The sequence below is a fragment of the Streptococcus vulneris genome (genome assembly GCF_019218685.1).
GTDB classification, from domain to species: domain Bacteria; phylum Bacillota; class Bacilli; order Lactobacillales; family Streptococcaceae; genus Streptococcus; species Streptococcus vulneris.
In genome coordinates this window covers 150,651-173,325 of the sequence record NZ_JAHUZC010000001.1, presented here as the reverse complement: position 1 = coordinate 173,325, position 22,675 = coordinate 150,651, and the positions used below count along the sequence as shown (strand labels likewise).

The 22,675-nt window shown below is 39.6% G+C and carries 22 protein-coding genes; all 22 read left to right on the top strand.

All coding sequences use genetic code 11. From position 1 onward, the window contains the following. Positions 1-1,215, top strand: a complete 1,215-nt coding sequence (efeB, locus tag KUA57_RS00855) for an iron uptake transporter deferrochelatase/peroxidase subunit (RefSeq protein WP_218493488.1) — start codon at positions 1-3, stop codon at positions 1,213-1,215. Further along, positions 1,190-2,878: an FTR1 family protein gene (locus KUA57_RS00850; RefSeq protein ID WP_218493487.1), complete on the top strand. Its 1,689-nt coding sequence runs from the start codon at positions 1,190-1,192 to the stop codon at positions 2,876-2,878. The genes efeB and KUA57_RS00850 overlap by 26 nt, the downstream gene beginning before the upstream one ends. Beyond that, positions 2,879-3,610: a twin-arginine translocase subunit TatC gene (gene tatC / locus KUA57_RS00845; RefSeq protein WP_115904413.1), complete on the top strand. Its 732-nt coding sequence runs from the start codon at positions 2,879-2,881 to the stop codon at positions 3,608-3,610. Continuing rightward, entirely contained in the window at positions 3,594-3,764 is a 171-nt protein-coding gene (gene tatA / locus KUA57_RS00840) for a twin-arginine translocase TatA/TatE family subunit (RefSeq protein WP_020902402.1), read from the top strand. The genes tatC and tatA overlap by 17 nt, the downstream gene beginning before the upstream one ends. Before the next feature lie 335 nt (positions 3,765-4,099). Next, positions 4,100-4,807 (top strand): IspD/TarI family cytidylyltransferase, encoded by a 708-nt coding sequence (locus KUA57_RS00835; protein WP_218493486.1) that lies wholly within the window; start codon positions 4,100-4,102, stop codon positions 4,805-4,807. Positions 4,808-4,811: 4 nt separating this feature from the next. Beyond that, positions 4,812-5,834, top strand: a complete 1,023-nt coding sequence (locus KUA57_RS00830) for a ribitol-5-phosphate dehydrogenase (RefSeq protein ID WP_000609877.1) — start codon at positions 4,812-4,814, stop codon at positions 5,832-5,834. A 16-nt stretch (positions 5,835-5,850) separates the two neighbouring features. Next, positions 5,851-6,720, top strand: coding sequence for a phosphotransferase family protein (locus tag KUA57_RS00825; protein WP_125447166.1), 870 nt, complete (start codon positions 5,851-5,853; stop codon positions 6,718-6,720). Next, positions 6,710-7,588 (top strand): DMT family transporter, encoded by an 879-nt coding sequence (locus KUA57_RS00820; RefSeq protein WP_004269680.1) that lies wholly within the window; start codon positions 6,710-6,712, stop codon positions 7,586-7,588. The genes KUA57_RS00825 and KUA57_RS00820 overlap by 11 nt, the downstream gene beginning before the upstream one ends. A gap of 11 nt (positions 7,589-7,599) precedes the next feature. Beyond that, positions 7,600-8,289 (top strand): CTP--phosphocholine cytidylyltransferase, encoded by a 690-nt coding sequence (locus KUA57_RS00815; protein ID WP_004269681.1) that lies wholly within the window; start codon positions 7,600-7,602, stop codon positions 8,287-8,289. A gap of 88 nt (positions 8,290-8,377) precedes the next feature. Next, positions 8,378-9,226 (top strand): DNA-processing protein DprA, encoded by an 849-nt coding sequence (dprA, locus tag KUA57_RS00810; protein WP_218493485.1) that lies wholly within the window; start codon positions 8,378-8,380, stop codon positions 9,224-9,226. Positions 9,227-9,458: 232 nt separating this feature from the next. Beyond that, entirely contained in the window at positions 9,459-11,546 is a 2,088-nt protein-coding gene (gene topA / locus KUA57_RS00805; RefSeq protein WP_218493484.1) for a type I DNA topoisomerase, read from the top strand. Between the two features lie 105 nt (positions 11,547-11,651). Beyond that, positions 11,652-12,011 (top strand): YbaN family protein, encoded by a 360-nt coding sequence (locus KUA57_RS00800; protein ID WP_064276062.1) that lies wholly within the window; start codon positions 11,652-11,654, stop codon positions 12,009-12,011. Positions 12,012-12,103: 92 nt separating this feature from the next. After that, the gene (locus tag KUA57_RS00795) at positions 12,104-12,736 is read left to right on the top strand and encodes a copper homeostasis protein CutC (protein ID WP_218493483.1); all 633 of its coding nucleotides are present in this window, start codon (positions 12,104-12,106) and stop codon (positions 12,734-12,736) included. 42 nt (positions 12,737-12,778) lie between these two features. Next, positions 12,779-13,435: an MmcQ/YjbR family DNA-binding protein gene (locus tag KUA57_RS00790; RefSeq protein WP_218493482.1), complete on the top strand. Its 657-nt coding sequence runs from the start codon at positions 12,779-12,781 to the stop codon at positions 13,433-13,435. Positions 13,436-13,749: 314 nt separating this feature from the next. Then, positions 13,750-15,312, top strand: a complete 1,563-nt coding sequence (locus KUA57_RS00785; protein WP_218493481.1) for a 2-isopropylmalate synthase — start codon at positions 13,750-13,752, stop codon at positions 15,310-15,312. Positions 15,313-15,323: 11 nt separating this feature from the next. Continuing rightward, entirely contained in the window at positions 15,324-16,361 is a 1,038-nt protein-coding gene (leuB, locus tag KUA57_RS00780) for a 3-isopropylmalate dehydrogenase (RefSeq protein ID WP_218493480.1), read from the top strand. Beyond that, entirely contained in the window at positions 16,358-16,627 is a 270-nt protein-coding gene (locus tag KUA57_RS00775; RefSeq protein WP_218493479.1) for a DUF1294 domain-containing protein, read from the top strand. The genes leuB and KUA57_RS00775 overlap by 4 nt, the downstream gene beginning before the upstream one ends. Positions 16,628-16,630: 3 nt before the next feature. Continuing rightward, a complete protein-coding gene (gene leuC / locus KUA57_RS00770; protein ID WP_000907559.1) occupies positions 16,631-18,013 on the top strand; it encodes a 3-isopropylmalate dehydratase large subunit in 1,383 nt (460 codons plus the stop codon). 9 nt (positions 18,014-18,022) lie between these two features. Next, positions 18,023-18,616 (top strand): 3-isopropylmalate dehydratase small subunit, encoded by a 594-nt coding sequence (gene leuD / locus KUA57_RS00765; protein WP_125457958.1) that lies wholly within the window; start codon positions 18,023-18,025, stop codon positions 18,614-18,616. A gap of 27 nt (positions 18,617-18,643) precedes the next feature. Beyond that, the gene (locus KUA57_RS00760; protein ID WP_000160498.1) at positions 18,644-19,423 is read left to right on the top strand and encodes an L-threonylcarbamoyladenylate synthase; all 780 of its coding nucleotides are present in this window, start codon (positions 18,644-18,646) and stop codon (positions 19,421-19,423) included. A 163-nt stretch (positions 19,424-19,586) separates the two neighbouring features. Continuing rightward, on the top strand, positions 19,587-21,257 hold the full coding sequence (locus KUA57_RS00755; RefSeq protein ID WP_000391559.1) for an AAA family ATPase: 1,671 nt from the start codon (positions 19,587-19,589) through the stop codon (positions 21,255-21,257). Beyond that, positions 21,241-22,560: an McrC family protein gene (locus tag KUA57_RS00750; protein WP_218493572.1), complete on the top strand. Its 1,320-nt coding sequence runs from the start codon at positions 21,241-21,243 to the stop codon at positions 22,558-22,560. Before KUA57_RS00755 ends, KUA57_RS00750 begins: the two co-directional genes overlap by 17 nt. The last annotated feature ends 115 nt before the right edge of the window (positions 22,561-22,675 follow it).

Here is a 22,675-nt window from a genome sequence, read left to right as displayed (position 1 = left end):
ATGACTGAAAAAGACGAAAAGTTTTTTGAGAAGAAAATGGACCGTCGAGAATTTCTAAAAAAAGCAGGGATTGGAGGGGCTGGTTTAGCGCTAGGACTCTCTGGTGCTTCTGCTTTTTTCGCACCTAAGCTAGGAAGTCAGGAAAAAATCTCGTACGGAAATGAAAAAATTGCTTTTTATGGCAAGCATCAAGCTGGGATTAGTACGCCCATGCAAAAGAATATTTATTTTGTGGTCTTGGACTTGCATACGACGGATAAGGATAAGATTATCCAGTTGTTTAAGGATTGGACGGATTATAGTGCCAAATTGGTCGAGGGGGAATTGGTCAAAAAAGATGGGAAAAATACTCTCTTGCCTCCGAGCGATACTGGTGAAACAGTCGGGCTCAATCCTCATCGTTTAACGCTGACTTTTGGTGTGTCTGCCAGTTTCTTGAACAAGATGAACTTGGAAAATAAGCGTCCTCAAGTGTTCAGGGATTTACCGCCTTTTCCTAAAGAGCAATTGCGTGAAAAATATACAGGTGGAGATATTGTGATTCAGGCTTGTGCCGATGATGAGCAAGTTGCCTTTCACGCTATTCGCAATCTCATCCGTAAGGGGAGAAATGCAGTGACCCTTCGTTGGAGTCAGTCTGGATTTGCAGCTATCGGAGATCGAATGGAGACACCGCGTAACCTCTTTGGTTTTAAGGATGGAACAGCAAATCCAAGCAAAGAGAAAGATTTTGACCGCGTCATCTGGGCTGATAGTAAGGACTGGATGGAAAATGGTTCTTATATGGCAGTTCGTCGGATTCAGATGTTTTTAGAGACCTGGGATCGCACCAGTCTTGAAGAACAAGAAAATACTTTTGGTCGTTACAAGGAAAGTGGTGCCCCCTTTGGTAAGAAAAATGAGTTTGATGAAGTGGATTTGAGTCTTTTGCCTGATGATTCGCATGTCCGTTTGGCCAAGGAAGTGGAGAAACCACTTTTGCGTCGTTCTTATTCTTACTCAGATGGGATTGATGAAAAAACTGGTCAGTTTGATACGGGCTTGCTTTTCATTTCTTTCCAGAAGGATCCTGATAATTTTGTTAAGGTTCAAACCAATCTAGGTGCTACAGATAAGATGAATGAATACATCACTCACATCGGTAGTGGACTCTTTGCTTGCTTTGGTGGTGTGGAGAAAGGAGGCTACATTGGTCAGAAATTATTGGAAGGCTAAAAGCTGGTTCTTGGTTTTAACTTTGTCACTTTTAATTCTTTCCCCAGTAGGTGCCCAAGAAAGTCTGAGTTCTTACTTTGTGAAAATCACAGATGCGTCTAAAGCAGTGAAAAATGGGAATCAGTCTGAGGCTAAGAAACTCGTTACGGAGATAGCAATAGACTTTGAAAGAGTAGAAGACAGCAATTCTGAGGCTGGTAAAGTCGTTAAGGAAAAGTTAGCTCAATCAGGCGAGATTACTGAAGACAAACTCACCGAAATTTCTGCAGCCCTGTTAGCCTTTGAAAAAGAACAAAATCCTGTTGACTTAGATGCGGAAAAAGAAAAATTGGTGAACCGTCTAAGTCCTCGTTTTGAAGCCTTGGAACAGGCTATTGCCTCCAAAGATTTGGAAAAGGTTCGTGAAGCTTTTAAGAAAATGAATTCCACTTGGACTATCAATGAAAGTGTGGTTCGTGACAATAGTACGGCCCATTATGGACGTGTTGAAACAGCTATCTCCTTCCTGCGTAGTAGCATGGAGACTGAGCCTACGGATTTTAACTCCATCCAGACTTCCTTTGAGGACTTTAAAAAGGCTATCGATGATTTTGTAACCGGGAAAGAAGTCGCAGAAGCATCTCCTGATTTAAGCCTTAAAGATGGTATTACCCTTTTGAAGAAGGCTTTGGAACAATTCCAAGCTGGTGACCAAGCATTAGGAGCAGCTAGTATGAAGGAATTTATTACTATCTGGCCAACGATTGAGGGTTCTGTTAGCACGACCAATCCTTCCCTCTATACACGAGTGGAGAGGGAAAGCCCTGTGATTATGGTCAAGGGAAGCGAAAAGGAATACCAAGAAAAATTAGAAAAACTGATTGCAGATTTATCACAAATTGATACCAGTGCACGTTACAATGCCTTTGATGCTATGCTCATTCTCCTAAGAGAAGGAGTAGAAGCTCTCTTAATCGTTATGACCTTGGTGACAACCTTGAAAGCAGCCAAGTTGCGAAAAGGCCTCAAGTGGGTTTATGGTGGTGCTATCACAGGAATCATGGCCAGTCTGGTCATTGCTTTCATCCTGCAAACTGCCTTTCCAGCAGTTACATCAGGCTCCAATCGTGAAATCATCGAAGGAGCAGTTGGGATTTTTGCGGTAGCTATGATGATTGTGATTGGAATCTGGCTCCATAGCAAATCCTCAGTCAAAAAATGGAATGCTTTTATGGAGTCACAAATGGAAACAGTGACCAAAACAGGCTCTTTTATTTCCATGTTTGCCCTCAGTTTTCTAGCTGTTTTCCGTGAGGGAGCAGAAACCATTCTCTTTTATGTTGGGATTTCACCAAGAATTTCCAGCTTTGAGTTTGTCTTGGGGATTTCACTTGCCTTGCTGGTTCTGATAATTATTGCCCTTGTGATGAACAAGGCCAGTCAATTTTTCCTGCCACATAAGGTCTTCTTTATCCTGACTTGGATGATTTATGCCCTAGCCTTCAAGATGCTGGGAGTTAGTGTCCATGCTCTTCAGTTGACCAATATGGCTCCTAACCACTTGCTGACAGGATTTCCAACAATCGACCTTCTTGGAATTTATCCAAGTTGGGAAGGCTTGGTCAGTCAGCTAATCTTTGTTGTTATCGTTTTGATTGTCACTTTCAGACAGGGTGAAGAATAGATGGATAGAAAAGAATTGACAATCGTTGAACATCTGGTAGAATTTAGAAAGAGATTATTGGCAGTGGTCATTTGTTTCTTTTTGGTATTCTGTGTTTCTCTGCTTTTTGCAGACCAGATTTATCAGTATGTGACCCAATCTTTTCAGCAAAAGTTGATTGTTTTAGGTCCTAATGATATTTTATGGATATACATACGTTTGGCTAGTCTGATGGCCTTTACCATCACCCTACCTTATACAGTTTATCATATTTGGTCTTTCATCAAACCTGGTTTAAGAAAGGAAGAAGCTAGAGCAATTTTTGCCTATATTCCAGCTAGTTTCCTTTGTTTTCTAGTTGGACTGGCTTTTGGTTTTTACTTTGTAACACCAGCCTTACTTCAGGTTTTATTAGGGCTAGGAGAAGGACTATTTGAAACACAGTTAACAGCCCAAAATTATCTGTCCTTTGTTTTTCAAACGACTTTGCCCTTGGCTCTGATTTTTGAATTGCCAGTTATCATTGCCTTTTTGACGTCAATTGGACTCATTGAACCAGAATTATTGATTGCTTATCGCCGATATGCTTATTTTATTTTATTGGTACTCGCAGTCATCTTGACACCAGCTGACTTTGTCAGCGATTTGGCAATGACTGCCCCCTTGATATTACTCTATGAATTGAGTATTGCTATCAGCAAACACATTATGAAACGCAAGCAGAAAGGAGAGAGAAATGGGAATTTTACGTGATATCGGAGCACCAGGATTGATTATTATCGTTTTAGGAGCTCTCTTGATCTTCGGACCAAAGCGATTGCCTGAACTAGGCGAGTCAATCGGTAAAATGCTGTCTGAATTTAAAAAAGCAGTTAAAGGAACTGAAAATCAAGATAAGAAAGATTAAGACTGGTGAGTTTTACTAAAAATAAGAAGTTAGGAAGTGTGTCTCTATTGGACATTTATCATTTCCTAGCTTTTTCTTGTATTAAGAAAATATAAATTTAAGCTTTCTTTAAGAAAACTATATTATTCTGAAGAACTCTAAAATTTCACAGCCATTTATTAGTAATGACTATTGAATTCCTAGTCACTACTAGAAATGGACTAGTTTGTTTGAATAATGGAACTGCTTAATCCTCCTATTCTAGAACGGGATGACTAGTATTTCTTTTATGATAGGACTAGATTGTGGTATAATAGAGAGAATAAGTTTTTTTAGTAAGACAAAGGAGAAAATAGATGATTTATGCAGGAATTCTTGCCGGTGGAACTGGCACACGTATGGGAATCAGTAATTTGCCAAAACAATTTTTAGAGCTAGGTGATCGACCTATTTTGATTCATACAATTGAAAAATTTGTCTTGGAACCAAGTATTGAAAAAATTGTGGTTGGGGTTCATGGAGACTGGGTTTCCCATGCAGAGGATCTTGTAGATAAATATCTACCTCTTCATAAGGATCGTATCATCATTACAAAAGGTGGTGCTGACCGTAATACGAGTATTGAGAAAATCATTGAAGCCATTGATGCTTATCGTCCGCTTACTCCAGAGGACATCGTTGTTACCCACGATTCTGTTCGTCCATTTATTACGCTTCGCATGATTCAGGACAATATCCAACTTGCTCAAAATCATGACGCAGTGGACACAGTGGTAGAAGCGGTTGATACTATCGTTGAAAGTACTAACGGTCAATTTATTACAGATATTCCAAATCGTGCTCACCTCTATCAAGGACAAACACCTCAAACATTCCGTTGCAAGGACTTCATGGATCTTTACGGTTCTCTCTCTGCCGAAGAGAAAGAAATCTTAACAGATGCATGTAAAATCTTTGTGATCAAAGGAAAAAATGTAGCCTTGGCTAAGGGTGAATATTCAAATCTGAAAATTACTACAGTAACAGATCTGAAGATTGCAAAAAGCATGATTGAGGAAGAGTAATAAAATGATTAATCAAATTTACCAACTAACAAAGCCTAAGTTTATCAATGTCAAATACCAGGAAGAGGCTATTGATCAAGAGAATCATATCCTCATCCGCCCTAATTATATGGCGGTCTGTCATGCGGATCAGCGTTACTATCAAGGAAAACGTGATCCAAAGATTTTGAATAAAAAACTTCCAATGGCAATGATTCACGAGTCATGTGGAACCGTTATTTCTGACCCGACAGGAACCTACGAGGTTGGTCAAAAGGTTGTTATGATTCCCAATCAGCCTCCTATGCAGAGCGATGAAGAATTCTATGAGAATTACATGACAGGGACCCATTTCTTGTCTAGTGGCTTTGATGGCTTTATGAGAGAGTTTGTTTCTCTTCCTAAAGACCGTGTGGTGGCTTATGATGCTATCGAAGATACTGTTGCAGCCATTACAGAGTTTGTCAGTGTTGGTATGCATGCCATGAATCGCTTATTGACCCTTGCTCATAGCAAGCGGGACCGAATCGCCGTTATCGGAGATGGAAGTTTAGCTTTTGTGGTTGCCAATATTATCAACTATACTTTGCCAGAAGCAGAGATTGTGGTTATTGGTCGTCATTGGGAGAAATTGGAACTTTTCTCATTTGCCAAAGAATGCTATATTACTGACAATATTCCTGAAGATTTGGCCTTTGACCATGCTTTTGAGTGTTGTGGTGGTGATGGTACTGGACCAGCTATTAATGATTTGATTCGCTATATTCGTCCTCAGGGAACGATTCTCATGATGGGAGTTAGCGAATATAAAGTCAATCTCAATACACGCGATGCCTTAGAAAAGGGCTTGCTCTTGGTTGGGTCCTCTCGTTCTGGTCGCATTGATTTTGAAAATGCCATCCAAATGATGGAAGTCAAGAAATTTGCCAATCGTCTTAAAAATATCCTTTATCTAGAAGAACCTGTAAGAGAAATTAAAGATATTCACCGTGTCTTTGCTACCGATTTAAACACAGCCTTTAAAACAGTGTTTAAGTGGGAAGTATAAGTCCTGGAGGTTAATTGTGGAGAAAATCATTAAAGAAAAAATTTTTTCCTTACTTAGTCAAGAAGAGGAAGTCCTCAGTGTTGAACAACTGGGGGGAATGACCAATCAAAACTATTTGGCCAAAACAACAAATAAGCAATACATTGTTAAATTCTTTGGTAAAGGGACAGAAAAACTGATTAATCGTCAAGATGAAAAGTACAATCTTGAACTACTAAAAGATTTAGATTTAGATGTAAAAAATTATCTTTTTGATATTGAAGCTGGTATCAAAGTAAATGAGTATATCGAATCTGCTATTACACTTGATTCAACGTCAATCAAGACAAAGTTCGATAAAATTGCTCCAATTTTACAAACCATTCATGCTTCTGGTAAGGAATTAAGGGGAGAATTTGCTCCTTTTCAAGAAATCAAAAAATACGAATCTTTGATTGACGAAAAAATCCCTTATGCTAACTATGAAGCAGTTAGAGAAGAAGTCTTCTCCTTAGAGAAAAGACTGGCTGCCTTAGGTGTTGACAGAAAATCTTGTCATATCGATTTGGTGCCTGAAAACTTTATAGAATCACCTCAAGGACGACTTTATCTGATTGACTGGGAATATTCATCAATGAACGATCCAATGTGGGATTTGGCCGCCCTCTTTTTAGAGTCTGAATTCACTCGTCAAGAGGAAGAAGCCTTCTTATCTCACTATGAGAGTGAGCAAACACCTGTCTCTCGTGAAAAGATTGCCATTTATAAAATTTTACAAGATGCTATTTGGAGTTTATGGACAGTCTACAAAGAAGAGCAAGGTGCAGATTTTGGTGACTATGGTGTGAGTCGTTACCAAAGAGCTGTTAAAGGTCTGGCTAATTATGGAGGTTCTGATGAAAAATAAAAATGGAGTTTCTTTTGGTCTACTCTCAGGTATTTTCTGGGGTTTAGGTCTAACAATTAGTGCTTACATCTTTTCAATTTTTACAGATTTGTCGCCCTTTGTGGTGGCCGCTGCTCACGATTTCTTGAGTATCTTTATCTTACTAGCTTTTCTCTTGGTAAAAGAAGGAAAAGTTCGTCTCTCAATTTTCTTAAATATTCGCAATGTGAGTGTGATCATCGGAGCCTTGCTAGCAGGCCCTATCGGTATGCAGGCCAATCTTTATGCAGTTAAGTATATCGGAAGTTCTTTAGCTTCATCTGTATCCGCTATCTATCCTGCTATTTCAGTTTTATTGGCTTTCTTCTTTTTGAAGCATAAGATTTCGAAAAATACTGTGTTTGGGATTGTCTTGATTATTGGAGGGATAATTGCTCAGACCTATAAGGTTGAACAGGTTAATTCTTTTTATATTGGAATTCTCTGTGCTTTGGTTTGTGCTATTGCATGGGGAAGTGAGAGTGTTCTTAGCTCTTTTGCCATGGAAAGTGAATTGAGTGAAATCGAAGCCCTCTTAATTCGTCAAGTGACTTCATTCTTGTCCTATCTTGTGATTGTGCTCTTCTCTCATCAGTCATTTGCAGAAGTGGCCAATGGACAATTGTTAGGTCTTATGATTGTCTTTGCAGCCTTTGATATGATTTCTTACTTGGCTTATTATATCGCTATCAATCGTTTGCAACCAGCCAAGGCTACAGGATTGAACGTGAGTTATGTAGTTTGGACAGTCTTGTTTGCAGTTGTTTTCTTGGGTGCACCGCTAGATATGCTGACCATTATTACTTCACTTGTCGTCATTGCTGGAGTTTATATTATTATTAAAGAATAAAGGAGATTCGTGTGAAAGCCATCATTTTAGCAGCGGGATTGGGAACTCGCTTGCGTCCTATGACTGAAAATACCCCTAAAGCCTTGGTTCAAGTTAATCAAAAACCCTTGATTGAATACCAAATTGAGTTTTTAAAAGAAAAAGGAATCAATGACATCATCATCATTGTTGGTTACCTTAAAGAACAATTCGATTACTTGAAAGAAAAATATGGTGTTCACCTCGTCTTCAATGATAAATACGCTGACTACAATAACTTTTATTCTCTCTATCTTGTAAAAGAAGAATTGGCCAACAGTTATGTTATTGATGCCGATAATTATCTCTTTAAAAATATGTTCCGCAATGATTTGACTCGTTCGACTTATTTTAGTGTCTATCGTGAAGATTGTACCAACGAATGGTTCTTGGTCTATGGAGATGACTACAAGGTTCAAGACATTATTGTTGATAGCAAGGCAGGTCGCATTCTTAGTGGTGTATCCTTCTGGGATGCTCCAACAGCAGAAAAAATTGTTAGCTTTATTGACAAGGCCTATGCAAGTGGTGAATTTGTTGATCTCTACTGGGACAATATGGTTAAGGATAATATCAAAGAGCTAGATGTCTATGTTGAAGAATTAGAAGGCAATAGCATCTATGAGATTGATAGCGTCCAAGACTATCACAAATTAGAAGAAATTCTTAAAAACGAGAATTAATGATTTCGACATCTGGCTGAAATAGTCGGATGTTTTTTTGATTTTTTTACGAATAAATAGATGAGTAGAAAAAGAAATGGAGCTATTTATGAAAATCACAAACTATGAAATCTATAAGTTAAAAAAATCAGGTTTGACCAATCAACAGATTTTAAAAGTGCTAGAATACGGTGAAAATGTCGATCAAGAATTGTTGTTAGGCGATATTGCAGATATATCAGGTTGCCGAAATCCAGCCGTTTTTATGGAACGTTATTTTCAGATAGACGATGCGCATTTGGAGAAAGAATTTCAAAAATTTCCATCTTTCTCTATTTTAGATGACTGTTACCCTTGGGATCTAAGTGAAATATACGATGCACCTGTACTTTTATTTTACAAGGGGAATCTGGATCTCTTGAAATTTCCAAAGGTGGCGGTTGTGGGCAGTCGTGCTTGTAGCAAACAAGGAGCTAAGTCAGTTGAAAAAGTCATTCAGGGATTGGAAAATGAACTAGTTATTGTCAGTGGATTAGCCAAGGGCATTGACACAGCAGCTCATATGGCAGCTCTCCAGAATGGTGGAAAAACCATTGCAGTGATTGGAACAGGGCTGGATGTGTTTTATCCTAAAGCCAATAAACTCTTGCAAGACTACATCGGAAATGAACATCTTGTTCTCAGTGAGTATGGACCTGGTGAACAACCTCTGAAATTTCATTTTCCTGCCCGTAATCGCATCATTGCTGGACTTTGTCGTGGTGTGATTGTAGCAGAGGCCAAGATGCGCTCAGGTAGTCTCATTACCTGTGAGCGAGCAATGGAAGAAGGGCGCGATGTCTTTGCTATTCCAGGTAGTATTTTAGATGGACTATCAGACGGTTGCCATCATTTGATTCAAGAAGGGGCAAAATTGGTCACAAGTGGGCAAGATGTGCTTGCAGAATTTGAATTTTAATACTCTTCGAAAATCTCTTCAAACCACGTCAGCTTCCATCTGCAACCTCAAAACAGTGTTTTGAGCAACCTGCGGCTAGCTTCCTAGTTTGCTCTTTGATTTTCATTGAGTATAAGAAGAAAATCCGCTTACTAAACAAACTTTTCTTCTATATATAGGAGCTAAGTCTTGACAGTTATGGCAAAATGGTTTACACTTTATAAAGTTTATTACTTTGAAAAGGTGTGATACTGTGGCTACGGCAACAAAAAAGAAAAAATCAACAGTTAAAAAAAATCTAGTAATCGTGGAGTCGCCTGCTAAGGCGAAAACGATTGAGAAATATCTAGGCAGAAACTACAAGGTTTTAGCCAGTGTTGGGCATATCCGTGATTTGAAGAAATCTAGTATGTCCGTCGATATTGAAAATAATTATGAACCGCAATATATCAATATCCGAGGAAAAGGGCCTCTTATCAATGACTTGAAAAAAGAATCCAAAAAAGCTAATAAAGTCTTTCTGGCGAGTGACCCGGACCGTGAAGGAGAAGCGATTTCTTGGCATTTGGCCCATATTCTCAACTTGGATGAAAATGATGCCAACCGTGTGGTCTTCAATGAAATCACCAAAGATGCTGTCAAAAATGCTTTTAAAGAACCGCGTAAGATTGATATGGACTTGGTCGATGCCCAACAAGCACGCCGTGTCCTGGATCGCTTGGTAGGCTATTCGATTTCGCCTATTTTGTGGAAAAAGGTCAAGAAGGGCTTGTCAGCAGGTCGCGTTCAGTCTATTGCGCTTAAGTTAATCATTGACCGTGAGAATGAAATTAATGCCTTCCAACCAGAAGAATATTGGACAATTGATGGTGTCTTTAAAAAGGGAACCAAGCAATTTCAGGCTTCCTTCTATGGAGTGGATGGTAAAAAGCTGAAACTGACTAGTAATGATGAGGTCAAGGAAGTCTTGTCTCGTCTGACTAGCAAAGATTTTTCAGTGGATCAGGTAGATAAGAAAGAGCGCAAACGCAATGCTCCATTACCCTATACCACTTCATCTATGCAGATGGATGCTGCCAATAAAATCAATTTCCGTACTCGAAAAACCATGATGGTTGCCCAACAGCTCTATGAAGGAATTAATATCGGCTCTGGTGTTCAAGGTTTGATTACCTATATGCGTACCGATTCGACTCGTATCAGTCCTGTAGCTCAGAACGAAGCAGCAAGTTTCATTACGGACCGTTTTGGTAGCAAGTATTCTAAGCATGGTAGTAAGGTCAAAAATGCTTCTGGAGCTCAGGATGCCCATGAGGCTATTCGTCCGTCTAGTGTCTTTAATACACCTGAAAGCATCGCTAAGTATCTGGATAAGGATCAACTCAAGCTTTATACTCTTATCTGGAATCGTTTTGTAGCTAGCCAGATGACAGCTGCTGTCTTTGATACCATAGCTGTTAAATTGTCTCAAAATGGGGTTCAATTTGCTGCCAATGGTAGTCAGGTTAAGTTTGATGGTTATCTTGCCATTTATAATGATTCTGACAAAAATAAGATGTTACCGGACATGGCTGTTGGAGATGTGGTTAAGCAGGTTAATAGCAAACCAGAGCAACATTTCACTCAACCGCCTGCTCGTTATTCTGAAGCGACCCTTATCAAGACCTTGGAGGAAAATGGGGTTGGCCGTCCGTCAACCTACGCACCAACCATTGAAACCATTCAGAAACGTTATTATGTTCGCCTTGCAGCCAAACGTTTTGAACCGACAGAGTTGGGAGAAATTGTTAACAAGCTCATCGTTGAATATTTCCCAGATATCGTAAACGTGACCTTCACAGCTGAAATGGAAGGCAAGCTGGATGATGTCGAAGTCGGAAAAGAGCAGTGGCAACGTGTCATTGATGCCTTTTACAAACCATTCTCTAAAGAAGTGGCCAAGGCTGAAGAAGAAATGGAAAAAATCCAGATCAAGGATGAACCAGCTGGATTTGACTGTGAAGTGTGTGGCAGTCCAATGGTCATTAAACTTGGTCGTTTTGGTAAGTTCTACGCTTGTAGCAATTTCCCAGATTGTCGTCATACCCAAGCAATTGTGAAAGAGATTGGTGTTGAGTGTCCAAGCTGTCATCAGGGACAAATCATTGAGCGAAAAACCAAACGCAATCGCCTCTTCTATGGTTGCAATCGCTATCCAGAATGTGAATTTACCTCTTGGGACAAGCCTGTTGGTCGTGACTGTCCAAAATGTGGCAACTTCCTTATGGAGAAAAAAGTCCGTGGTGGTGGCAAGCAGGTTGTTTGTAGCAAGGGTGACTACGAAGAAGAAAAGATTAAATAAGAGGAGAGTCCTGAAAGTGAATTTCAGGCTCTTTTTGGTTGGAGCTTGACAAAATTCACCATTGTATGCGAAACTAGAAGAAGATTATTTTAACTAGGAGAAGTTATGCGTATTATTTATCTGATAATTGGTTTTTTATCACTGGCCTTGGCTATTATTGGGGTTGTTTTGCCCTTATTGCCGACAACGCCTTTTCTTTTGTTGTCTATTGCTTGTTTCTCAAGAAGTTCCAAGCGCTTCGAAGACTGGCTTTATCATACCAAACTCTATCAAGCATACGTAGCTGATTTTCGCGAGACTAAGTCTATTGCGCGTGAACGAAAGAAAAAAATCATCGTATCTATCTACATCTTGATGGGAATTTCCATTTATTTTGCACCTCTTTTACCAGTCAAAATCGGACTGGGAGCCTTGACCATCTTTATTACCTATTATCTCTTTAAGGTTATTCCAGACAAAGAATAGTTAAAATAGTAGTTATTTGCCTTGATAAAATTGAAAGCATATTCACAACAATATGATATAATAAATTCAAAGTAATACTCAAGGAGAATCAAATGATTTACGAATTTTGTGCTGAAAATGTGACCTTGCTTGAAAAAGCGATGCAGGCTGGGGCTCGTCGAATCGAACTCTGTGATAATCTTGCAGTGGGAGGAACAACACCAAGCTATGGAGTAACCAAGGCAGCGGTTGAATTGGCAGCTAACTACGATACAACCATTATGACCATGATTCGTCCACGTGGTGGCGACTTTGTCTATAATGATATGGAAATTGCAATCATGCTAGAAGACATTCGATTGACTGCTCAGGCTGGAAGTCAAGGAGTTGTATTTGGAGCCTTAACTGCTGAGAAGAAGTTGGATAAACCTAATCTTGAGAAGTTGATAGCTGCATCAAAAGGAATGGAAATTGTCTTTCACATGGCCTTTGATGAATTGAGTGATGAGGATCAACTTGAAGCTATTGACTGGCTTAGTCAAACTGGTGTCACTCGAATTCTGACTCGTGCGGGTGTATCTGGTGACTCCTTAGAAAAACGTTTTGCTCACTATCACAGAATTTTGGAACATGCTAAAGATAAGATTGAAATTCTACCAGGTGGGGGGATTGACCTTGACAACCGTCAAACCTTTATTGACCGGCTGGGCGTGACACAATTGCACGGAACTAAGGTTGTCTTTTAAAAAATAGAAAGGAATTGCTGCTTAGGGTAGCAGTTTTCACTTATGTTTGAAATTTTTAAATCCTATCAGTTTAATCAAGAAAAAGCTCATGCTTATGGTTTTGTAGAAAATAGTGGAGTCTGGACCTATAGTTGCCAGATTTTGCAAGGTGACTTTGTCATGGTTTTGTCCATCACTACTGATAATGTGAGTTTTCAAGTCTTTGACCAGGAGACTGGTGATCTCTATCCTCAAGTCCATATGGAAAGTTTTAAAGGAAGTTTTGTTGCAAGTGTCCGTGAGACTTGTTTGGAGATTCTTTACCAGATTCGGAAGGCTTGTTTTGAGGTACAGGATTTTATCTGTCCTCAGACTAAGCGTATCATGGTTCAGGTTCAGGAAAAGTATGGAAATCAGTTGGAGTATTTGTGGGAGAAATCGCCTGATACAGCAGTGTTAAGACACGAAGGCAATCAAAAGTGGTATGCCGTCTTGATGAAAATTTCTTGGGATAAGTTGGAAAAGGGTAGAGAGGGGCAAGTGGAAGCAGTCAACCTCAAACATGATCAAGTAGCTGATTTACTTTTAAATAAAGGTATTTATCCAGCTTTTCATATGAACAAACGCTACTGGATTAGTGTGGCTCTTGATGGTACTTTGTCAGATTCAGCAATCCTGGAATTGATAGAAAAAAGTTGGAACTTAACCTCTAAAAAATGAAAAATTTCAATGATTTTCAAGAACTTTCAATTAGCTAAATATTCTATACTGAAGAAATTTTCAGAAAATATTGGATTTTTTCTTGACAAGTGTTTTTACCTATGCTAAAATACTAAACAAGATATCAAACGAAGGAGAAAGTCAAACATGAAAACAGCTAAGTTTAATCAATTTGCTTTGTTGTTGAGGTACTCGGGCTAGTGCAAAAAGCATTAGTCCTGTTTGGCTTACCAAGCGGGAGTGAATCAACATCTCGCTTGGATTTCTAAGCGAGATGTTTTTTTAAAAACCACATTTGGAAAAGGGGAAATCTTATGAGAACAGTTGAATTTCTAGATACCAGCCTTCGGGATGGAGAGCAGACACCTGGTGTTAATTTTTCAATCAAGGAAAAAATTGCCATAGCAAGACAGCTGGAGAAATGGGGTATTTCAGCCATCGAAGCTGGTTTTCCAGCGGCTAGTCCAGACTCATTTACGGCAGTGCAGGAGATTGCTAAGGTCTTGAAGAAAACAGCGGTGACTGGTTTGGCACGCTCTGTCAAGTCTGATATTGATGCTTGTTACGAGGCCCTCAAGGACGCAAAGTATCCACAGGTTCACGTCTTTATCGCTACCAGTCCGATTCACCGAAAGTATAAGCTCAATAAGAGCAAGGAAGAGATTTTGGAAGCTATTAAGGAGCATGTCTCTTATGCACGTTCCAAGTTTGAAGTGGTCGAATTCTCTCCTGAAGATGCGACCAGAACAGAGTTGGATTTCCTTCTACAAGTTGTTCAAACAGCGGTTGATGCAGGTGCGTCTTATATCAATATTCCTGATACGGTAGGATTTACCACACCAGAGGAATATGGAGCTATCTTCAAATACTTGATTGAGCATGTCAAGACGGATCGTCAGATTATCTATTCGCCTCACTGCCACGATGACCTTGGAATGGCAGTGGCTAATAGCCTTGCTGCTGTCAAGAATGGGGCAGGACGTGTCGAAGGAACTATCAACGGTATTGGTGAGCGAGCTGGAAATGCTGCTTTAGAAGAAATAGCAGTGGCGCTCAATATTCGCCAAGATTACTATCAAGCAGAAACCAGTATTGTCCTAAATGAGACAATCAATACGTCAGAAATGGTTTCTCGCTTCTCAGGTATCCCAGTTCCTAAAAACAAGGCTGTGGTCGGTGGCAATGCCTTTTCTCACGAATCTGGTATTCACCAAGACGGAGTCCTTAAAAATCCTCTTACTTATGAGATCATCACTCCTGAATTGGTCGGTGTCAAGAGTAATAGCCTCCCACTTGGAAAATTATCTGGTCGCCATGCCTTTGTCGAGAAACTAAGAGAATTAGCACTAGATTTTACAGAAGAGGACATCAAACCACTTTTTGCTAAGTTCAAGGCGCTGGCTGATAAAAAGCAAGAAATCACAGATGCAGATATTCGTGCTCTGGTAGCTGGAACCATGGTTGAAAATCCAGAAGGTTTCCACTTTGATGATTTACAACTTCAAACTCATGCAGATAATGACATTGAAGCACTCGTTAGCCTAGCCAATATGGATGACGAGAAAGTTGAGTTCAATGCGACAGGACAAGGTTCTGTTGAAGCAATCTTTAACGCTATCGATAAGTTCTTTAATCAATCCGTCCGCTTGGTGTCCTATACTATTGACGCTGTGACAGATGGAATTGATGCCCAAGCTCGGGTCTTGGTCACTGTTGAAAACAGAGATACAGAAACTATCTTTAATGCAGCAGGTCTTGATTTCGATGTGTTGAAAGCTTCGGCTATTGCCTACATCAATGCCAATACCTTTGTTCAAAAAGAGAATGCTGGTGAGATGGGACGCAGTGTTTCCTATCGTGACATGCCTAGTGTGTAAAGGAGAAGGCTATGACAAAGAAAATAGTAGCTCTAGCAGGGGACGGAATTGGCCCAGAAATCATGGAGGCTGGTTTAGAAGTCCTGGAAGCCCTAGCTGAAAAAACAGGTTTTGACTATGAGATTGATAGACGACCTTTTGGAGGTGCAGGTATCGATGCTGCAGGGCATCCCTTACCTGATGAAACTCTCAAGGTATGTCGTGAAGCAGATGCCATTCTCCTAGCGGCTATCGGTAGTCCTCAGTATGATGGAGCAGCGGTTCGGCCTGAACAAGGCTTGCTAGCTCTCCGTAAGGAACTCAATCTTTACGCTAATATTCGCCCTGTAAAAATCTTTGACAGTCTCAAGCATTTATCACCACTCAAACCAGAACGAATTGCTGATGTAGACTTTGTTGTGGTGCGTGAGTTGACAGGCGGGATTTACTTTGGAGATCATATTCTTGAAGAAAGAAAAGCGCATGATATCAACGACTATAGCTACGAGGAAGTGGAGCGGATTATTCGCAAATCTTTTGAGATTGCAAGAAGTCGGAGAAAAATCGTTACCAGCATCGATAAACAAAATGTTCTAGCGACCTCAAAACTCTGGCGGAAAGTAGCTGAGGAAGTCGCGCAGGATTTCCCAGATGTAACCTTGGAGCACCAGCTAGTCGACTCAGCTGCTATGCTTATGATTACCAATCCTGCTAAGTTTGATGTCATCGTGACGGAGAATCTTTTCGGAGATATTCTCTCTGATGAATCAAGCGTTCTATCTGGCACGCTTGGAGTTATGCCATCAGCCAGTCATTCTGAAAATGGACCAAGTCTCTATGAACCTATTCACGGTTCAGCACCTGATATTGCTGGTCAAGGAATTGCCAATCCTATCTCCATGATTTTATCAGTGGCCATGATGTTGAGAGATAGTTTTGGACGTTATGAGGATGCAGTGCGTATCGAGCGTGCTGTTGAGGCAAGTTTGGCAGCTGGAATTTTAACGAGAGATATAGGAGGACAGGCTTCGACCAAGGAAATGACGGAAGCTATTATTGCAAGGTTATGAAGTTAGACGAAAAAATTACTCTAGTCCTTTTGATTTGGAATGTCATGGTTTTCTTGATTTATGGTATTGACAAATCCAAGGCAAGGAGAAGAGCTTGGCGCATCCCAGAGAAAATCTTACTCATTTTAGCCTTTGCTTGTGGTGGTTTTGGTGCCTGGTTAGCAGGAATCATTTTTCACCACAAGACTAGAAAATGGTACTTTAAAACAGTTTGGTTTCTTGGGATGGTGACTACACTAGTAGCCTTATATGTTATTTGGAGGTAATGGATGGCAGGAAAATCGATTTTTGATAAATTATGGGACCGCCATGTCATCACAGGAGAAGAGGGGCAGCCCCAACTCATGTATGTGGACCAGCACTATATCCACGAGGTGACCAGTCCTCAGGCTTTTCAAGGATTACGAGACGCAGGTCGTAGATTGAGACGACCAGACTTGACATTTGGAACCTTTGACCACAATGTCCCGACGGTTAATATCTACGATATTCGAGATGTGATTTCTAAGGCTCAAATTGATAAGCTGGCTGAAAATGTTGCGGAATTTGGGATTGAACATGCGGCCCACGGTTCTGAAAAACAGGGAATTGTGCACATGGTGGGTCCAGAGACAGGACGAACCCAACCAGGAAAATTCATTGTCTGTGGAGACAGCCATACGGCAACCCATGGAGCTTTTGGAGCCATCGCCTTTGGGATTGGGACTAGTGAGGTCGAGCATGTCTTCGCTACCCAGACCCTCTGGCAGGTTAAACCTAAGAAAATGTTGGTTGAATTCACTGGAGTTCCTCAAAAAGGAGTTTATTCCAAGGATTTCATTTTATCCTTGATTGCTAAGTACGGTGTTGCCTGTGGTGTTGGCTATGTGGTGGAATATCGTGGACAGGCAATTGATGCACTGAGCATGGAAGAGCGCATGACCATTTGCAATATGTCCATCGAGTTTGGATCCAAGATGGGAATCATGAACCCAGATCAGACGACTTATGACTATCTCAAGGGACGAGAATGTGTTCCAGAGGACTTTGAAGAGGCTGTGGCTGATTGGAAAACAATTGTCAGTGATGAGGATGCCGTTTATGATAAGGTTATCCAGATGGATGTCTCAGGATTGGCTCCCATGGTGACCTGGGGAACCAACCCTGCTATGGGGGTTGACTTTGACAGTAGATTCCCAGAAATTAAGGATATGAATGATGAACGAGCCTACAATTATATGGATTTGGAACCAGGTCAAAAGCCAGCGGATATTGAACTAGGATATATCTTTATCGGCTCTTGTACAAATGCTCGTCTCAGCGACTTGCAACTGGCTGCGCGATTTGTCAAAGGAAAGAAAATAGCCCCTAATCTAACAGCAATCGTGGTTCCAGGCTCTCGTCCTGTCAAACGAGCTGCGGAGAAATTAGGCTTGGATAAAGTTTTCTTAGATGCTGGCTTTGAATGGAGAGACCCAGGTTGCTCTATGTGCCTAGGAATGAATCCGGACAAGGTTCCTGATGGTGTCCACTGCGCCTCAACAAGCAACCGCAACTTTGAAGACAGACAGGGATTTGGTGCTAAGACCCACCTCTGCAGTCCAGCCATGGCAGCAGCAGCAGCTATTGCAGGACGCTTTGTAGATGTTCGACAAATGCCAGAAGCCCAGTAAGGAGAGGATATGGAGAAATTTACAGTTTATACGGGAACGACCGTTCCTCTCATGAATGATAACATCGACACCGACCAAATCCTACCCAAGCAGTTTCTCAAGTTAATTGATAAAAAAGGCTTTGGTAAGTACCTCATGTATGCTTGGCGTTATTTGGATGACAAGTACACTGAGGATCCAGACTTTGTCTTTAACAGACCTGAATACCGTAAAGCAACTATCCTCATCTCAGGGGATAACTTTGGGGCAGGGTCTTCGAGGGAACACGCAGCTTGGGCTCTAGCGGACTATGGTTTTAAGGTTGTGATTGCAGGATCTTTCGGTGATATTCATTACAATAATGAACTTAATAATGGTATGTTGCCCATTGTTCAGCCCAGAGAGGTTCGAGAGAAACTAGCCCACTTGAAACCAACTGACCAGATAACTGTGGACTTGGAACAACAAAAAATCATCTCACCAGTTGGAGAATTCACTTTTGAAATCGATAGTGAGTGGAAACACAAGCTCTTAAATGGTTTGGATGATATCGGTATTACCTTGCAGTATGAAGATTTGATTGCTGCTTATGAAAAACAACGACCAGCCTACTGGCAGGATTAGAAGAAAAATAGAAAAGGAAATAGAACTATGACAAAACACATTCAATGGAACGGAACACTTTCACAAGAAGGCTATGACATTTTAAAAGGTGAGGGCGGATGTATCGTTTGCCCTACAAAAGTTGGTTACATTATTATGACTAGCGACAAGGCAGGACTTGAGCGCAAGTTCGCAGCTAAAGAGCGTAACCGTAACAAACCAGGTGTTGTTCTCTGCGGTAGCATGGATGAGCTTCGCGCTTTAGCACAACTCAACCCAGAAATTGAAGCCTTTTACCAAAAACATTGGGATGAAGACATTCTTCTTGGTTGTATTCTTCCTTGGAAACCAGAAGCCTTTGAAAAATTGAAAGCATACGGGGATGGCCGTGAAGAACTGATGACTGATGTTCGTGGTACTAGCTGTTTCGTTATCAAGTTTGGGAAAGCTGGTGAACAATTAGCTGCCAAACTTTGGGAAGAAGGCAAAATGGTTTACGCTTCATCTGCAAACCCATCTGGAAAAGGAAACCGTGGTAAGGTAGAAGGTATCGGAGAACGTATCGAAGGAGCTGTAGACCTTGTCATTGAAGCAGACGACTATGTGGCATCTATCCAGCCTGACAAAACGATTGAAACACGCTATGAGCAAGGTGTGATGGTCTCTATGGTCGATAAAGACGGCAAACTCATCCCAGAACAAGGAGGAGCACGTTCAACTTCACCAGCTCCAGTTGTGATTCGCAAAGGGCTTGACATTGATAAGATTATGATGCACCTGTCAGACACCTTTAACTCATGGGACTACCGTCAGGGAGAGTATTATTAGAATGTAGAAGAAGTCTAGCGTTAAGAGACATTAAAGCTCCTAACACTGGACTTTTCTTTAGAATTTCTTTTCTTTTTTATATAGATGTGATATTCTATATGTGAAATAGAGCTTTGAAATATTAAATACTAACTAGCCTATAATATGAAAATGGAGCTACAAAATGGAAGAAAAATTAAATTATTGGATGATAGTTGCAGGAGGAGGTGGAAAAGTTTGGTCTTTATTTAAAGAAGAAAATATAGCTTGTATAGATTTTGATTCTAATTTATCTAATATTTTAGATTACAATAATCCTGAAGAATTGAAGCAAGGAAAGCAGAGAAATTTATTTATTTGGAAGTTTGCACATGACATAAAAATAAATGATTATATAATAGCTACCTCAGGATTTAACAAAATTTTGGGTATTGGACAATGTGTGAAAACATATTACTTTGATGAAACAAAAACAGAGTTTAAACATTGTATTGGTGTTAATTGGTTGAAAGTAGATGGTGGATGGGAATACCAAGGTAAAAAAGGTGCAAGACAAACCATCAACTGGGATAGAAATTCAGAACGTATCAATTTGTATAAATCTATTCTAAATGGTACATACAGAAAAAATATAGAGAAGGTTGTTATGAATAAAAATATTAACGATTATTTAGATAAATTAAGAAAATCCAAAAACCTCATCCTCCGCGGTGCTCCTGGCACGGGAAAAACTTATCTTGCTAAAGAAATTGCTAAAGAATTAACGGATGGCAACGAAGATCAAATCGGCTTTGTTCAGTTTCATCCTTCGTATGACTACACGGATTTTGTCGAGGGTTTGCGCCCAGTATCCAATGGGGATGGAGCTATCGAGTTTAAATTACAAGATGGTATTTTTAAGAAGTTTTGTCAGAATGCTATAGATTCTAAGAAGATTGGAGGTCAAGATAATTTTGATGAAGCTTGGGATCTTTATCTTGAGTATGTAAATAACAGAGATGAAAAAGAATATTTGACAGAATTTTCCTATCTAACAGTAAATAGTCGAAATAATTTTAATATCAATTATGAAACTAAATCCCAAGGAACTGTCTTAACAAAATCTTATGTTTATGAACTATATAAAGATGAAAACTATCTGAAACAGCCCTATTATCATAACCAAGGAAAAAAAGTCCTTGAAACTTTAAAGAAAAGATTTGCTTTGAAAGACTATATTTCTCCAGAAGAGGTTGAAACAGACAAGAAATTCGTTTTCATTATCGATGAGATTAATCGTGGTGAGATTTCTAAGATTTTTGGTGAACTCTTTTTCTCTATTGACCCTGGCTATCGTGGTGAAAAGGGATGTGTTTCTACTCAGTATGCTAATTTACATGAGACTAATGAGAAATTTTATATCCCTGAAAATGTCTATATTATCGGAACTATGAATGATATTGACCGTTCAGTGGACACCTTTGATTTTGCTATGCGCCGTCGTTTCCGTTTTGTTGAAGTTACTGCTGAAAGCCAGTTATACATTCTAGATAACGAACTAGATGGACATGAGGAAGAAGCGAAAAAACGTTTAAGAAACTTGAACGCTGCTATTGAAAACGTTCAGGAGTTAAACAGTCATTATCATATCGGACCAAGTTATTTCCGTAATTTAAAAGAGTTGGATTATGATTATGAATTACTTTGGTCTGATTACCTCAAACCGCTTTTGGAAGATTACTTACGAGGTTCTTATGAAGAGGCTGAAACTCTGGGTACATTGAAAAAAGCATTTGATCTGACAAAGAATGAGCAAAAAGATCAGGCAGTAGCTGATGACCATGAAGGCGATGAAGACGATGATGCGGATAACTGATAATCAGCATAGAATTGCTAAGGAAGGCTTTGTCGCAGAATATCCCAAACTAAGTCAAGCACTTCTTGATAGAACACTAGATAACCTTTCTAAAGAGGACAATATCTTTATTTTTCCAAATGATTTGAAAAATTCTCCTGACTTAGAGAAGGACCAAAAAATCTTTGAAACAGTTAATCAGAAAATCAAGACTGGAAATGTGGTTGGTTTTCTGGGGTGTGGTCAGGAAAGATTAACAATTGCCTCTCGCTTTTCTGATGAGAGTAATGACCATTTTTTGCATTATCTCTTACACAAGGTTCTTCATATCAATCTCACTAGTTTAGATGTTGCTTTGTCTCTTGAAGAGAGGCTTTATCAACTTTTGATGTATCTCTTCCCTAAGTATCTACAAGCTGCAATTCGAAAAGGTCTTTATAAGGAATACCAGAGATTTTCTCATAATGACACTCATGTTAAGGGAGTGATTGATGTAAGAAACCATCTCAAGAAAAACCTTCCTTTCACGGGAAATATTGCCTACACAACGAGAGAGTTCACCTATGATAATCCCCTCATGCAGTTGGTCCGTCACACTATTGAATACATTAAGAACCAGAAAAGCATTGGTCAAGGGGTTCTTGATAATCTCTTGGCTAGTCGTGAAAATGTAGCAGAAATCGTGCGGGTAACTCCTTCTTATAAACTAGCTGATCGTGTTAAGATTATTCGGGGAAATCAATCTAAACCTATACGTCATGCATACTTTCACGAGTACAGAAAGTTACAAGAACTTTGTCTGATGATATTAAACAGAGAAAAGCACGGTTTTGGATATCAAGAGCAAAAAATTCATGGCATTCTCTTTGATGTTGCTTGGCTTTGGGAAGAATATGTTCATACCTTGTTGCCAAAAGATTTCATACATCCTAGAAATAAGGATAAGACGGACGGTATTTCAGTATTTTCTAATCGTGAAAGAAAAGTATATCCAGATTTTTATCAAGAAGAGCTTAAAATAGTATTAGATGCTAAGTATAAAAAACTGGAATTGACTGAAAAAGGAATCAACCGTGAGGACTTATTCCAGCTGATTTCCTATTCTTATATTTTGAAAGCTGAGAAGGCTGGTCTTGTTTTTCCGAGTAGGGACAAGGTTGTTGATAATGAGATAGGAAAGCTAGCAGGTTATGGAGCTTTGTTGAAGAAATGGTCTATCCAAATTCCTCAGAAGTCTTCATCCTATAGTGAATTTTGTGAAATGCTGGAAAACTCCGAAGAAATATTTAAAAGTAATATTACTAAAGAAGTGGGGAGAAAATAATCTCTCCTCTTTCTTTTATTTATACAAGTAAATTCCGAACTATATATTTTAATTTATAAAATAATTTGACAAAAACCTTACTTTGATTTATAATTAATTAAGGAAACGTCGGAAA